A 12,902-nucleotide genomic window follows, 5' to 3' on the forward strand; every position below is an offset into this window, starting at 1 on the left:
TCCTGCGCGGAAAAGGTGTCTGACTGCTGACCGTTGCGCTCGCGTCTAGGTTCAGCCCGCGAGCGTTGCCGGATGTTCAGGCACGGGTGGTGCGGAACAGGCTCATGCGTCGTTCCAGGTCTTCGGCCAGCTCCGCCAGCTGACGACTGGCCCCGGCGATCTGCTGCGACCCACTGGCGGTTTCCAGGGTGGCCGCGTGGATGCGATTGATGTTTTCGTTGACCTCTTCGGCCACGGCGGTCTGTTGCGCCGCGGCGGTGGCGATCTGCGCATTCATGGCGTTCACCGAGCCGACGTCCGCCTGGATGGCTGCCAGGGCCGCGACGGCGCGCTGGGTCAGCTCGGCGGTCTCGTGGGCCTGGCCGCGACTCTCTTCCATCTGCGCCGCGGCGCGTCCAGCGCCTTCCTGCAGGGTGGCGATCATGCCGCGGATCTCGCGGGTCGATTCCTGGGTACGGGTCGCCAGGTTGCGGACCTCATCGGCCACCACGGCGAAACCGCGGCCCTGCTCTCCGGCGCGGGCGGCCTCGATGGCGGCATTCAGCGCCAGCAGGTTGGTCTGCTCGGCGATGCCGTTGATGACGGCGACGATGTTCTCGATGCTGGCGCTGTCGCTGGAGACCTGCTGCACGGTGACGCTGGCCTGCTCCAGGGCCTGTACCAGCTGACCGATGGCCTGGCCGGAGCTGGCGACCAGCCGGTTGCCGGTGTCCACCTGGGCACTGGCATTGCCGGTGGCCTGGGCGGCCTGGGCCGCGTAACCTGCGACCTCGCCAATGGTCGCGGCCAGCTCGGTGACGGCGGCAGCCATGTGCTGGGCCTGGTTGGACTGCACATCGGTGTGGCGCTGGTTGGTCTGGGCGGTACCTTGCAGCTGGGCTGCTGCCGCCGCGACCGAGCTGGCGGTATGGCGTACCTGGACGATGGTCTCGCCTAGGTGCGCGGTGGCGCTGCCCAGGGTGCCCATCACGCTGTCCGGATGACGGGTGGCAGGGCGTTCGTCCAGCCGGCCCTCGGCCAGGCGGCGGATGGCGGCGGCCACGGCGTGGGGTTCGCCGCCCAGGGTCGCGCCCATCTGGCGGATGATCAGGATGGAGACGGTCACGCTCAGCAGCAGGGCGAGGGCGCAGGTCACCAGCATCAGCCAGCGGAAGCCTCCGGCGATGCCGCGGACCTCGGCCAGATGGCCGCTGGCGATGGCTTCCTCGTGATCGATGAGCGCATTGATGCGCTTGAGCCACTCGACATAGGCCGGCGAGACGCGCTCCAGCAGGAACACCCGGGCGCCTTCCAGATCGCCGGCCTGGCGCAGTTGCAGCAGGCGATCGGTCAGCGGCAGGGCGGTGCCTTCGATGTCCTTGATAGCCGCCAGCAGGCGCTGTTCCTCGGCGGTGGCGCCCTGGCTGGCATACAGCTGATCCATGGGCTCGGCGGACTGGCGATAGAAGGCCTTGAGGCGATCGATGTCGGCCAGGCGACTGGCCAGGGGCGCGACGTCGTGGATCAGCACCGTATCGCGAATGGCGATGGCGCGGTCGTGCACGCTGCCGCGGAAGTTGATGGCGTAGCGCTGCTTGACGCTGGCGCCCTGGCTGACGGCGGTCAGGGTGTCGTCGATGACGCCGACGCGCTGGACGCCGACGAGGGTGATCAGCAGCATCAGCACCAGGATCAGGCCGAAGCCCAGGCCCAGGCGGGCGGCCATGGAAAGAGGGGTGCGCATGGAAACCTCAGGAATCTATCGGAATGTGATATGGATCACATTTTGTGGTAAAGGTTTGCGCGATAACCCTTTTCCGGGCGAGCGGTCATGGCCTTGGGATGAATGGCCAGCCCGGAGCGACTGGCCAGGATTCAACCGTCGCCGCGCGGCTCCGTCAGCCGGTCGCGCTTGGCCAGGCCCGGGAACAGCTTCATCCAGACCCCGGTGATCACCAGGGTGCCGACGCCGCCCAGCACCACCGCCGGCACGGTGCCGAAGAAGTGCGCGGTGACCCCCGATTCGAATTCGCCGAGCTGATTGGAGGCGCCGATGAACAGGCCGTTGACCGCACTGACCCGGCCGCGCATGGCATCCGGGGTTTCCAACTGCACGAAGGAACTGCGGATCACCACGCTGACCATGTCGGCGGCGCCCAGCACCACCAGGGTGCCCAGCGAGAACCACAGCGAGGTGGATAGCCCGAAGGCGATGGTGGCCACGCCGAACAGCGCTACCGAGCCGAACATGATGCGGCCCACGTGGCGATTGAGGCTGACGTAGGCGAGCAGAAAGGACATGCCCAGGGCGCCCACCGCGGGTGCCGAGCGCAGCAGGCCGAGGCCCCAGGGTCCGGTGAGCAGGATGTCGGCGGCGAACACCGGGAGCAGGGCGGTGGCGCCGCCCAGTAGCACGGCGAACAGATCCAGGGAGATGGCGCCGAGTACGTCCGGGCGACTCCTGATGAAGCGGATGCCGGCCAGCAGGTTGTCTAGGGTCGGCTTTTCCTTCTGGCTGGGCGTCTGCCGCGCCGGCAGGCTGGAGACCAGCAGGATGGCGATGCCATAGAGCACCAGCGCCGGGCCATAGACCCAGGCGGCGCCCAGGGCATAGAGCAGCCCGCCCAGCGCGGGGGCGATGATGGTGGCGCCCTGCATGGCCGAGGCCGCCGCGGCGATGGCGCGGGGAAAGATCGAAGGCGGCACGATGTTGGGCAGCAGCGCCTGGGTGGTGGGCTGCTCGAAGGCGCGCGCAGTGCCCAGGCAGAAGGCCAGGATGAAGATCAGTTCGCGGGTCACCGCGTGATTGAGGCTGCCCACCAGCAGCACCAGGGCGATCAGCCCCTGGCCGGTCTGGCAGAGGGCAGCGACCCGGCGGCGGTCGTAGCGATCGGCGACATGCCCGGTGTGCAGCATGAACAGCACCCGCGGCAGGAATTCCACCAGCCCCACCAGGCCGAGGTCGAGCACATTGCCGGTGAGGGAATAGAGGTGCCAGCCGATGGCGACGGTGAGCATCTGGAAACTGCCGGCGGTGCAGATGCGGGCGAACCAGAAGGCGACGAAGGGACGGTGGTGACGCAGCTGCAGGGTATCGCCGGACATGGCAGGGGCTCGCGAGGGCAGAGGTGGCATCTTAAGCCACCCCGAGGCTGATCGTCATACAACTGCGGGGGTGCGACAGCCTGCCCGATGCGACATCGAACCACGTAAGCAAATGTATCGAGGAGGACTATTCTAAAGCCTGACGTTGATCCACGTCAGCTTCCGACCTGGCCCTCTGGGCTAGCGCGGTGGCGCCTTTTAGCGTCCCGCTAGAACCCCAGGCGACGCCGGAGGTTCGAACCTCGGTCAGCGTCAACTCGACCGGCTGCTCTCGACGGCCGGCGTGCCTGAGAGGAATAGCTATGTTCGGCCTCGAAGCCCTGGATCTCGCCCGGATCCAGTTCGCCTTCACCGTGTCCTTCCACATCGTCTTCCCGGCGCTGTCCATCGGTACCGCGAGCTTTCTCGCCGTGCTCGAAGGGCTGTGGCTGAAGACCGACGACCACGTCTACAAGGATCTGTATCACTTCTGGCTGAAGATCTTCGCGATCTTCTTCGGCATGGGCGTGGTGTCCGGTCTGGTGATGGCCTACGAGTTCGGCACCAACTGGAGCGGCTTCGCCGACTATGCCGGCGCCGTGACCGGCCCGCTGCTGACCTACGAGGTGCTCACCGCCTTCTTCATCGAGGCCGGCTTCCTCGGTGTCATGCTGTTCGGCTGGAATCGCGTGGGCCGCGGCCTGCACTTCTTCTCGACGGTGATGGTGGCCATCGGCACCCTGATGTCGACCTTCTGGATCCTGGCCTCCAACAGCTGGATGCACACTCCGAGCGGTTACGAGATCGTCGATGGGCGCATCGTCCCGGTGGACTGGCTCGCGGTGATCTTCAACCCGTCGTTTCCCTTCCGCTGGGCGCACATGACCATCGCCGCCTACCTGTCGGTGGCCTTCCTGGTCGGCGCCTCGGCGGCCTGGCACCTGCTGCGCGGCAACGACAACCCGGCGGTGCGCAAGATGTTCTCCATGGCCATGTGGATGGCCCTGCTGGTGGCGCCCATCCAGGCCTTCGTCGGCGACGCCCACGGCCTCAACACCCTGGAGCACCAGCCGGCCAAGATCGCCGCGATGGAAGGCCACTGGGAGAACCTCCCAGGCGAGGCGACCCCGCTGATCCTGTTCGGCTGGCCGGACATGGAGCGCGAGGAAACCCGCTTCAAGCTGGAGATCCCGGTGCTCGGCAGCCTGATCCTCAAGCACAGCCTCACCGAGCCGATCCCGGCGCTCAAGGACTTCCCCAAGGAAGACCGGCCGCCGGCCTATGTGGTGTTCTGGTCGTTCCGCATCATGGTCGCCCTCGGCATGCTGATGATCGCTGCCGGCCTGTGGAGTGCCTGGCTGCGCTGGCGCGGCACGCTGTTCGAGACCCGCGGCTTCCTGCGCCTGGTCACCTGCATGGGGCCGGTCGGCCTCATCGCCCTGCTGGCCGGCTGGTTCACCACCGAGGTGGGCCGCCAGCCGTGGATCGTCTACGGCCTCCTGCGCACCAGGGACGGGGTGTCCAATCACAGCGTCACCCAGCTGAGCATCACCCTGGTGGCCTTCGTGGTGGTCTACTTCGCCGTGTTCGGCATCGGCACCCTCTATGCGCTGCGCATGATCGGCAAGGGTCCGCACACCGGTGAAGGCGACCTGCCCACCTCCGGCGGCCCGGGTACCGATCGCCATCCCAAGCGTCCGCTGTCCGGCGCCGATGGCGGCCTGGAAGAAGACAATCCCAATGACCAGCTGACCGGAGACCGCACATGAACGGCATCCCTGGCATCGACCTCCCGCTGATCTGGGCGATCATCATCATCTTCGGCCTCATGATGTACGTGGTCATGGACGGCTTCGACCTGGGCATCGGCATCCTCTTCCCCTTCGTCAAGGGCAAGGAAGATCGCGACGTCATGATGAACACTGTGGCGCCCATCTGGGACGGCAATGAGACCTGGCTGGTGCTCGGCGGAGCGGGGCTCTATGGCGCCTTCCCGCTGGCCTACTCGGTGATCCTGCCGGCGCTCTACCTGCCGCTGATCTTCATGCTGATCGGCCTGATCTTCCGCGGCGTGGCCTTCGAATTCCGCTTCAAGGTCCAGGAAGGCAAGGAAGCCCTGTGGGACAAGTCCTTCATCTTCGGCTCGCTGCTGGCCAGCTTCTGCCAGGGTGTGGCCCTGGGCGCCTTCATCGAAGGCTTCCCGGTGGAGAATCGCCAGTATGTCGGCGGTCCGCTGGACTGGCTGACGCCCTTCTCGATGTTCTGCGGCCTGGGCGTCATCGCCGCCTATGCGCTGCTGGGCAGTACCTGGCTGATCATGAAGACCGAGGGCCCGCTGCAGGCGACCATGCGTCGCCTGACCAAGCCGCTGTTGTTCCTGCTGCTGGCCTTTACCGCGGTGGTGAGCATCTGGACCCCACTGAGCCAGGCGGCCATCTCCGCCCGCTGGTTCAGCATGCCCAATCTGGTCTGGTTCCTGCCGGTGCCGATCCTGGTGGGCGTGGTGACCCTGGCCCTGCTGCGCGCCATCCTGCGTGAGGATTCGCACCATGCGCCCTTCCTGCTGACCCTGGCGCTGATCTTCCTCGGCTACAGCGGTCTGGGCATCAGCCTCTGGCCGAACATCATCCCGCCGGGTGTTTCCATCTGGGAGGCCTCGTCGCCGCCGCAGAGCCAGCTGTTCCTGCTCATCGGCACCCTGTTCATCATCCCCATCACCCTGATGTACACCTTCTGGGGCTACTACGTATTCCGCGGCAAGGTCCGCGCGGGGGAGGGCTACCACTGATGGCCGGCCGCTCGCGCGAACCCAACCCGGCCGATAACAAGCCGCTCTGGCAGCGGCTCGCCTGGATGGCCGGCATCTGGGCCTGCAGCCTGGTGGCCCTGGGCGTGGTGGCCTGGGGTGCTGCGACTGGTACTGACAGCGGCAGGGCTGAAGTCGCACTGACTTGGCTGGCGGTGGAGGTGCTGGTCTGCTGGTGGATGAAGCTGCGCCGTCATCCACCCTACGCGGAGCTTGTCCTTGGGTATGAGGTTTATCCCGCACGCTGAATAGCCCCCTCTTCCGCTTGCGGGGGAGGGTTGGGTGGGGGTAGTGAGCTTGGTCGCCAGGCTGATTTACCGCGTGCTCAATGAGCTTTTGTTCCGCCCTCGCCGGGCGGGTTACTTTTTGCAGTTGCGGCTGCGCGCCCCGCAAAAAAGTAACCAAAAACGCTTGCCCCACCTGGCCGGTCCTGCGCCTTGCGCAGGATGCCCTCACGTCAGCGCCGCTCCAGCCGGCAGGTGCCGAAGGGCCGTCCTGGCCTCGGCCCCTTTCGCGGCATCCATGCCGCTCACCCGCTTCCACAAGTTGCCGTTCGGCCGGCCAAACGGGGCACGGGGTGCCGGCTGAAAGTTGGGGTTCACTCAGGTTGCTTTGGTGCTTTGGTGCTTTGGGTTAGCGGTTTCTGGTGGCGGCACCCGCCGAGCAAAAACCGTTTGGAAACGCGCCAAACGTAGGGACAATCCGCCGTAAGAAGACACTGTCAGTCGGCACCCTGTGCCCTGTTCAGTAGGCTGAGCGCAGCCGTTCTGTAGGTGGGTGAGCGGCAGGGATGCCGCGAAAGGCGTCGAGGGCCAGGACGGCCCTTCGACGACGGCCCGCCGGAAGGGCGGCGGAGCGAGGGAACCCGGAGCGTAGCGTAGGGCCGGATGACCAAGGCGAGCGTTTTTGGTTACTTTTTGCGCGATTGCAAAAAGTAACCCGCCCGGCGAGGGCGGAACAAAAAGTGTCCGAATACACCGCGAATCAGCTTGGCGAGAGAGCCCCCCACCCCAACCCTCCCCCGCAAGCGGGAGAGGGGGCAGTCCGGCGTGGAGGGAACATCCTGCGAGGGACCTCCGCTGGTGCCGCGAACCGGCCACTCCCCAAACCTACAACTTTTCCCAGTTATCCCTCGCTCACCCGCCCGCTAGCCTGACCTCGTTCCCATCGAGACGAGGAAGGCATCCATGCAGGTTCAAGAAGGCTACGCCGATTTCCACGGCCACCAGACCTGGTACCGGGTCACCGGTGAGCTGGCCAGCGGGCGGTTGCCACTGGTGGTGGCCCACGGCGGTCCCGGCTGCACCCACGACTATGTCGACAGCTTCAAGGACCTGGCCGAGCACGGCTGGCCGGTGGTGCATTACGACCAGCTGGGCAATGGCCGTTCCACCCACCTGCGTGGCATCGATCCGGGATTCTGGACGGTGGCGTTGTTTCTCGACGAGCTGAACAACCTGCTGCGCCATCTGGGTATCCGCCAGTACGCGCTGCTCGGCCAATCCTGGGGCGGGATGCTGGCCGCCGAGCATGGGGTGCGTCAGCCTGAAGGACTGCGGGGGCTGATCATCGCCAATTCGCCTGCGTCCATGGCGCTCTGGCGCCAGGCTGCAACAGGGTTGCGGGCCGAATTGCCGCCCGAGGTGCAGGCCACCCTGGAGCGCCACGAGGCCGCCGGCACCACCGACTCGCCCGAGTATCGCGCCGCCAGCGAGGTCTTCTATGCGCGCCATGTCTGCCGGGTGCAGCCGCTGCCGGCCGAGGTGGCGCGGACCTTCGCCGCCATCGATGCCGATCCCACCGTCTATCAAGCCATGAACGGCCCCACCGAGTTCCATGTGATCGGCAGCCTCAGGGACTGGAGCGTGATCGAGCGCCTGCCGCGGATCCAGGTGCCGACGCTGCTGATCTCCGGCCGCCATGACGAGGCCACGCCGGCCTGCGTGGAGCCCTTCGCCCAGTTCATCGCGGACGTGCGCTGGCGGATCTTCGAGGATTCCAGCCACATGCCCCACGTGGAGGAGCGCGAGGCCTGCATGGCCACGGTAGCGGACTTTCTCGCCGAGGTGGAGCGCGGCTAGGCGTCGGCGTCGAGGGCCGCGGCGATCTCGTCGATGCGGCTCTGGCGGTCGTCGGCCTGCAGGCGCGGACGCGGATTGAGCGCCGACCATTCCGGATGGGCCCGGGCCACCTGCACGGCGGCGGGCAGCTTGCCCTCGCGCCAGCGCTGCTCGTCGGGGGCGGCCACCTCGATGGCGCCCTGGGCGGCATGGCCCCGGATTTCCAGGGCTGCCAGCAACTGGCGTTGTCGCAGCGCCAGCAGGCGCAGCACGGCATCGTCCATGGACAATTCCCGTCCACCGCGCAGCTTGCCGAACAGCCGCCGGCCATAGTGGCCGCCGGTCTGGGCCAGGCCACCGGCCAGGGCGCCCAGCACCGTGGCGGCGCCCAGGGTCAGGCCGCCAGCGAGCAGGTCGAGGCCGACCCCGGCAGCCGCCCCGGCCGCCACCCCGCCGCCGAGGCGGATGCCCAGCAGGCGCAGGGTTTCCGGATTGAACAGGTCATCGCCCCAGCGGCCGTCCAGCAGCGGCAGGTCGCTGGCATGGGCATCGCCCGGGCGAAAGCCAAACAAGCGCAAGAGTTCTTCCACACAGCGCTGTTCGCGGGTGCGCAGGGCGTCGCGCAACTCGGCGGTCGCGGTGCTGACCTCGGCCTCGCCCGGCGCCACGCTGCGCCGGGCGGCGGCGGCGTCCACCAGCAATTCCGCGATCAGCCGCACGCCTTGCTGATGGCGGCGGCGGGCCTGCTCGGCATGGTCGGCGATCAGCCGTTGCAGCGCCGGGCGGCCGCTTTCCAGCAGGGTCGCCAGGCTTTCGTAGAGACGCGCCTCGCCATCCGCCGGCGGGGCGACGCTGTCGAAGCGCACCAGGGCGTGCAGGCCGAGACGGGCCAGGATGGCGCGCCAGTCGTCGGCGCGGTGACCGTCGGCGGCGACGAAATTGAGCACCGGCACCAGCGGCCGCCCGCAACCAGCCAGCACCGCCAGTTCGTCGCGGTACTTGGCCAACACCGGCTCGCGGGCGTCGATCACATAGAGCCCGGCATCGGAGGCGCGCAGCTGGCGAATCACCTTGGCCTCCTGCTCGAATCGCTGGCGGGCTTCCACGCTGTCGAGAAAGCGATCGAGCAGGGTGGCGGCGTCAAGGCGTTCGCCGGGTCGTTCCAGTTGTTCCAGGTAGTCGCGCAGGGCGATGGCGTCTTCCAGACCGGGGGTGTCATAGAGCTCCAGCAGGGCCTCGCCGTCCACCGACAATCGGGCACCCTCGACGTGACGGGTGGTGCTGGGACGATGGGAGACCTCGCCGAAGTCGACGTCGCGGGTCAGGGTGCGCAGCAGTGAGGTCTTGCCGACATTGGTGTGACCGACCAGCGCCAGGCGCAGGGGGCCGCTCATGGATTCGTCTCCAGCCAGGCCAGTTCTTCGAGATCGCCGGCGCAGTGTGCCAGACGCAGGGTGTCCAGCGCCTGCCGCCAGTTGTCCAGGCGGACCGGATCGAGCTTACTGCCCAGGGGCGCGGGCAACAGCCAGACGCGGGTCGCCGTGGCGCAGCGCGACAACTCTGCCAGCAAGGTCAGGGTACCGCGATCCGGCGACCGGCGCGGATCGCAGGCGATCAGCAGGCGGCGCGCCGGATAGCGGGTCAGCTGTTCGAGCAGATGGCGCCGGCCCTGGCCATCGTCAAGGATGCCGGCATCGCGCACGCCCTCGGGCAGCGGCGGCGGCCAGGTATGGTCGGTGAGTTCGATGCCCACCAGCAGCGCCTCGTCGCCGGTGCGGGCGAGGCCACCGGCGTCCTGCTGGGGCAGCTGTGCGGGGGCGGCGTCGTTCACGCCCAGGCGTTCGCTGGTGGGCAGCAGGCGTTCGCGCAGTTGCAGATAGCCCGGGCGCTCGACGTCCAGCCGCAGCCGTTGGCGCCCGCGTCGCCAGCGCCACAGGCAGAGCAGGGTCAGCAGCAGTCGTGGCAGCAGGCCATAGACCAGCACCACGCCCAGCAGCCAGCCGGCCCAGGCCTGACGTGCCGTGGCCAGGGGGCTGGCGGCATCGCCACTGGCGGCGATGCTGGCCGGATCGGGCAGCGGAAAACCCAGCAGCTGGGGCAGGGCGCCGAGAACCTGGGTAAGCAGCACGAAGGTGTCGCTGCCAAGCAGGGTGGTCTCCCAGACGAACAGATAGCTGCGCCCGGAGAGCAGCGCCAGCAGGGTCGCCAGAGCGCTGCCGAGGATCAGCAGCCAGAGACCGTGCACCAGCCCGCCCAGCGCCCAGGGCAGCAGACGGGCGCGGCCGAGCAGCCCGACCAGCGCCGGACCCAGGTGCAGGGCGCGGGCATCGCGCGCCAGGCGGCCGGAGAGCCACAGCCAGAGGCGCGCCAGCGGCGACGCCAGCTGCCGCCCACCACCTAGCAGCCCAAGGGTCCAGACCAGCAGGCTGAGCAGGTTGAGACCGAGCAGACTGCCCAGCGCCCAGAACACATTGACCGGGCGGCTGCCGTCACCCAGGGCCCCGGCGGCGAGGCCCGCGCCGCAGAACAGCGCGACGATGCCCAGCAGCCAGGCGGCCAGCAGCGCACCCTGGCGCCAGCGGCGCCGCGCCGCCAGCAGGCCGTCGCGCTGGCCGAGCAGGCGGGCGCGGGTCACCAGCCGCGACTCGAAGGGGCCACCGGCCGCACGCGCCTGGCGATTGGCCTCGGCGTCTTCCAGCGGGCCGCTGTCTTCCTCGGTCAGGCGCAGGGCTTCGGTGAGCCAGAGATCCTCGAAGGCGGGAGAGGGGAGTGCGGTCACGCGTCGGCGCCCTTGCGGCAAAGACGCCGAGCATAGTCCCTGGCGCCCTGGCTGTTAACGCCTCTGTTATGCTCTGTCACCATGAAAACCTCTCTTCCCCTGAGCCTGATCGTCGCCGTGGCCGACAACGGCGTCATCGGCATCGACAATCGTCTCCCCTGGCACCTGCCGGCGGAGCTCAAATATTTCAAGGCCGTGACCCTCGGCAAGCCGCTGGTCATGGGTCGCAAGACCTGGGATTCCCTGGGCCGCCCGCTGCCGGGCCGGCTGAATCTGGTGGTCTCCCGTCAGACTGATCTGGTGGCCGAAGGTGCCGAGGTGCGGACGTCGCTGGCCGCTGCCGTGGAGCGCGCCGAGGCCTGGGCGCGGGACCGCGAGGCCAGCGAGATCATGCTGATCGGCGGCGCCCAGCTGTTCGCCGAAGCCCTGCCGGTGGCCCAGCGCCTCTACCTGACCCGGGTCGCCCTGGCGCCGGCCGGGGATGTGTTCTTTCCCGCCTGGAACGAGGCCGAGTGGGCACTCGTCTCGCGGCAGGAGCACGCGGCCGAAGCAGACCGTCCGGCCTATGCCTGCGAGGTCTGGGAGCGCCGGGCCTAGGGTCGGTCGCGACGCCTGGGTTCTCCTGCCGATTTCCTCCGGCGCTAAGCAAAGCCTAAGGCTGCCCTGGCATAAAGGAAGCTGAGGCGAGCCGCCCGGGCGGCCGGAGGGTGCAGACGTGATGGCGATCAATAGCCAGATGCAGACGACAACGGCAGGGGCTCAAGCTGCTCGGTCAGATGCGGCAGGCAACCAGACCACTCCCACGGCCGAAAGCAGCCAGACTACCGATGCGTCCGGTGGCAGCGCCGTCGCCGTTGACCTGTCGCCCGCCGCCCAGGTGATCGCCGGCCTTCTGCCGGGGCAGTCCGGCGGCAACGCCGATCTCGACGGCTTCATGCAGATTCTTCAGCAGCAGATCCACAGCCAGGGCACCGATGCCGCCGTGCTTGGCGAACTGCCTCAGGACGCCAGTGCCGATCGTGTGCAATTGGCCAAGCAGGCGGCCAATCACCTGCTGGTGAGCTATTACCATGACGACAGTCGCTATGCCGACGCCTCCACCCAGGATCCCTTCGCCAATCTGGACAGCGACAGCCTGACGCGTATCGCCAGTAACGATTCCGGCACCTTTACTTCGGCTGAACGTCAGTTGGCCTATTTCGAAGGGGCGCAGCGCGGCACCGATGGCGCCAACGTGGCCTTTTCCGCTCTCTCACCGCAGGCTCAGGGAGCCGCTTCCTGGAACTGGGCACCTGCCGCCACCGAGGATGCCTGCATCCTCGGGACCCTGAATCCGGGCGCGCCGGGCTGGCAGTCGGGTCAGTTGAACACCCAGCTCATCGATGGCCTGAGCGCTGGCGGGGTGGCGACTGCGGCGGCTCAGGAAACGGCCGCGTTGTCGACTCCGACCTTTGGCGTCACCACCGGGGCGGATGGCGCACCCCAGTGGACGACGCAACCGGCGGACGGGCAGGACCCCGGGGCGAGCACCGCGCTGGATGGCAGTATTCTCACCCAGATGACCGGCGCGACGGCGGCGCCTTCGCTGTCGCTCTATCGTCAGATCGCCGCCTACGGCGGTTGATGTCAGGCAGTCCCGAGGTCTGACTCTGCCTGTTGGGCTTCGACGATGGAGCCGTCTCAACCCAACCTACACGGCTGGCAGGTTGGGTTGAGCGCAGCGAAGCCCAACGCTCCCAGCAACCAGCATTCAGATCGCCCGCAGCTTCTTCGCCGGCAGGTAGTCGCGGTGGACGCGCTCTTCCACCAGGTACAGCCAGCAGGGGCCTTCCACCTGGGGAAAGAGGCGCACTTCCTGGATGCTGCTGGGCTTGATCGCACCATTGCCCAGCTGCACGGCCACCTCCTGCCCCAGGCGGAAACGCGGGATGACGCCACTGTCCACCACGCTCTGCTCGGCCTTGGTCGCCGGACGGCCCAGGTATTCGCCCAGATCCACCGGACCGGAAGGGCCTTCGGCGACGGTGTCCACATGGAAGTTGTAGGCGGTGGCCAGGCCTTCGTCACCACCGTGGATCTCGCCCTGCTTGATGCGCGACACGGCCTGGTCGAGGGCGGCGTCGAGCGTCAGTTCGTTGTTCGATTGCAGGGTGATGACGATGCGGCGTTCGAAGGGGTACTGGCTCATGGTTTC

At 67.9% G+C, this 12,902-nt stretch carries 10 protein-coding genes and 1 pseudogene; 6 read left to right on the plus strand and 5 right to left on the minus strand.

What is annotated here, in order from left to right; genetic code table 11:
- Nucleotides 1-76 precede the first annotated feature (76 nt).
- Together QE393_RS02315 and QE393_RS02320 are read right to left on the minus strand one after the other, a co-directional pair.
- Nucleotides 77-1,723, minus strand: coding sequence for a methyl-accepting chemotaxis protein (locus QE393_RS02315; RefSeq protein WP_310041898.1), 1,647 nt, complete (start codon nucleotides 1,721-1,723; stop codon nucleotides 77-79).
- A 131-nt stretch (nucleotides 1,724-1,854) separates the two neighbouring features.
- Nucleotides 1,855-3,084: an MFS transporter gene (locus tag QE393_RS02320; protein ID WP_310041899.1), complete on the minus strand. Its 1,230-nt coding sequence runs from the start codon at nucleotides 3,082-3,084 to the stop codon at nucleotides 1,855-1,857.
- A gap of 302 nt (nucleotides 3,085-3,386) precedes the next feature.
- On the opposite strand from QE393_RS02320, the gene QE393_RS02325 reads away from it, so the two are divergent.
- The 4 genes and pseudogenes from QE393_RS02325 to QE393_RS02340 all read left to right on the plus strand — a co-directional run bounded on the left by QE393_RS02325 (nucleotide 3,387) and on the right by QE393_RS02340 (nucleotide 7,950).
- The gene (locus QE393_RS02325) at nucleotides 3,387-4,832 is read left to right on the plus strand and encodes a cytochrome ubiquinol oxidase subunit I (protein ID WP_310041900.1); all 1,446 of its coding nucleotides are present in this window, start codon (nucleotides 3,387-3,389) and stop codon (nucleotides 4,830-4,832) included.
- Nucleotides 4,829-5,851, plus strand: a complete 1,023-nt coding sequence (gene cydB / locus QE393_RS02330) for a cytochrome d ubiquinol oxidase subunit II (RefSeq protein ID WP_017640935.1) — start codon at nucleotides 4,829-4,831, stop codon at nucleotides 5,849-5,851. Before QE393_RS02325 ends, cydB begins: the two co-directional genes overlap by 4 nt.
- Nucleotides 5,851-6,013, plus strand: a pseudogene (locus QE393_RS02335) (DUF2474 domain-containing protein). Before cydB ends, QE393_RS02335 begins: the two are co-directional and overlap by 1 nt.
- Nucleotides 6,014-7,056: 1,043 nt before the next feature.
- Nucleotides 7,057-7,950: a proline iminopeptidase-family hydrolase gene (locus QE393_RS02340; protein ID WP_310041904.1), complete on the plus strand. Its 894-nt coding sequence runs from the start codon at nucleotides 7,057-7,059 to the stop codon at nucleotides 7,948-7,950.
- Here QE393_RS02340 and QE393_RS02345 read toward each other — a convergent pair.
- Nucleotides 7,947-9,323 (minus strand): GTPase/DUF3482 domain-containing protein, encoded by a 1,377-nt coding sequence (locus QE393_RS02345; protein ID WP_310041907.1) that lies wholly within the window; start codon nucleotides 9,321-9,323, stop codon nucleotides 7,947-7,949. The two genes, QE393_RS02340 and QE393_RS02345, sit on opposite strands and share 4 nt — an antisense overlap.
- Nucleotides 9,320-10,708, minus strand: coding sequence for a DUF2868 domain-containing protein (locus QE393_RS02350; RefSeq protein ID WP_310041910.1), 1,389 nt, complete (start codon nucleotides 10,706-10,708; stop codon nucleotides 9,320-9,322). The genes QE393_RS02345 and QE393_RS02350 overlap by 4 nt, the downstream gene beginning before the upstream one ends.
- An 81-nt stretch (nucleotides 10,709-10,789) precedes the next feature.
- Between QE393_RS02350 and QE393_RS02355 the strand changes: the two genes are divergently transcribed.
- Together QE393_RS02355 and QE393_RS02360 are read left to right on the plus strand one after the other, a co-directional pair.
- Entirely contained in the window at nucleotides 10,790-11,305 is a 516-nt protein-coding gene (locus tag QE393_RS02355) for a dihydrofolate reductase (protein ID WP_310041912.1), read from the plus strand.
- A gap of 121 nt (nucleotides 11,306-11,426) precedes the next feature.
- Nucleotides 11,427-12,332 carry a hypothetical protein gene (locus QE393_RS02360; RefSeq protein WP_310045607.1) on the plus strand — a complete coding sequence of 302 codons (906 nt, stop codon included), beginning with the start codon at nucleotides 11,427-11,429 and terminating at the stop codon, nucleotides 12,330-12,332.
- 126 nt (nucleotides 12,333-12,458) lie between these two features.
- Here the strand turns inward: QE393_RS02360 and QE393_RS02365 are convergent, their stop codons facing one another.
- A complete protein-coding gene (locus tag QE393_RS02365) occupies nucleotides 12,459-12,896 on the minus strand; it encodes a hypothetical protein (RefSeq protein ID WP_273808499.1) in 438 nt (145 codons plus the stop codon).
- Between the last annotated feature and the right edge of the window lie 6 nt (nucleotides 12,897-12,902).

Origin of the sequence: Pseudomonas sp. SORGH_AS_0211, from assembly GCF_031453455.1 — a bacterium.
GTDB lineage: Bacteria > Pseudomonadota > Gammaproteobacteria > Pseudomonadales > Pseudomonadaceae > Chryseomonas > Chryseomonas aestiva.

Coding starts and splice junctions, on each gene's coding strand:
- QE393_RS02315 (WP_310041898.1), bottom strand. CDS start 1,723: ATGCGCACCCCTCTTTCCATGGCCGCCCGCCTGGGCCTGGGCTTCGGC.
- QE393_RS02320 (WP_310041899.1), bottom strand. CDS start 3,084: ATGTCCGGCGATACCCTGCAGCTGCGTCACCACCGTCCCTTCGTCGCC.
- QE393_RS02340 (WP_310041904.1), top strand. CDS start 7,057: ATGCAGGTTCAAGAAGGCTACGCCGATTTCCACGGCCACCAGACCTGG.
- cydB (WP_017640935.1), top strand. CDS start 4,829: ATGAACGGCATCCCTGGCATCGACCTCCCGCTGATCTGGGCGATCATC.
- QE393_RS02355 (WP_310041912.1), top strand. CDS start 10,790: ATGAAAACCTCTCTTCCCCTGAGCCTGATCGTCGCCGTGGCCGACAAC.
- QE393_RS02365 (WP_273808499.1), bottom strand. CDS start 12,896: ATGAGCCAGTACCCCTTCGAACGCCGCATCGTCATCACCCTGCAATCG.
- QE393_RS02360 (WP_310045607.1), top strand. CDS start 11,427: ATGGCGATCAATAGCCAGATGCAGACGACAACGGCAGGGGCTCAAGCT.
- QE393_RS02345 (WP_310041907.1), bottom strand. CDS start 9,323: ATGAGCGGCCCCCTGCGCCTGGCGCTGGTCGGTCACACCAATGTCGGC.
- QE393_RS02325 (WP_310041900.1), top strand. CDS start 3,387: ATGTTCGGCCTCGAAGCCCTGGATCTCGCCCGGATCCAGTTCGCCTTC.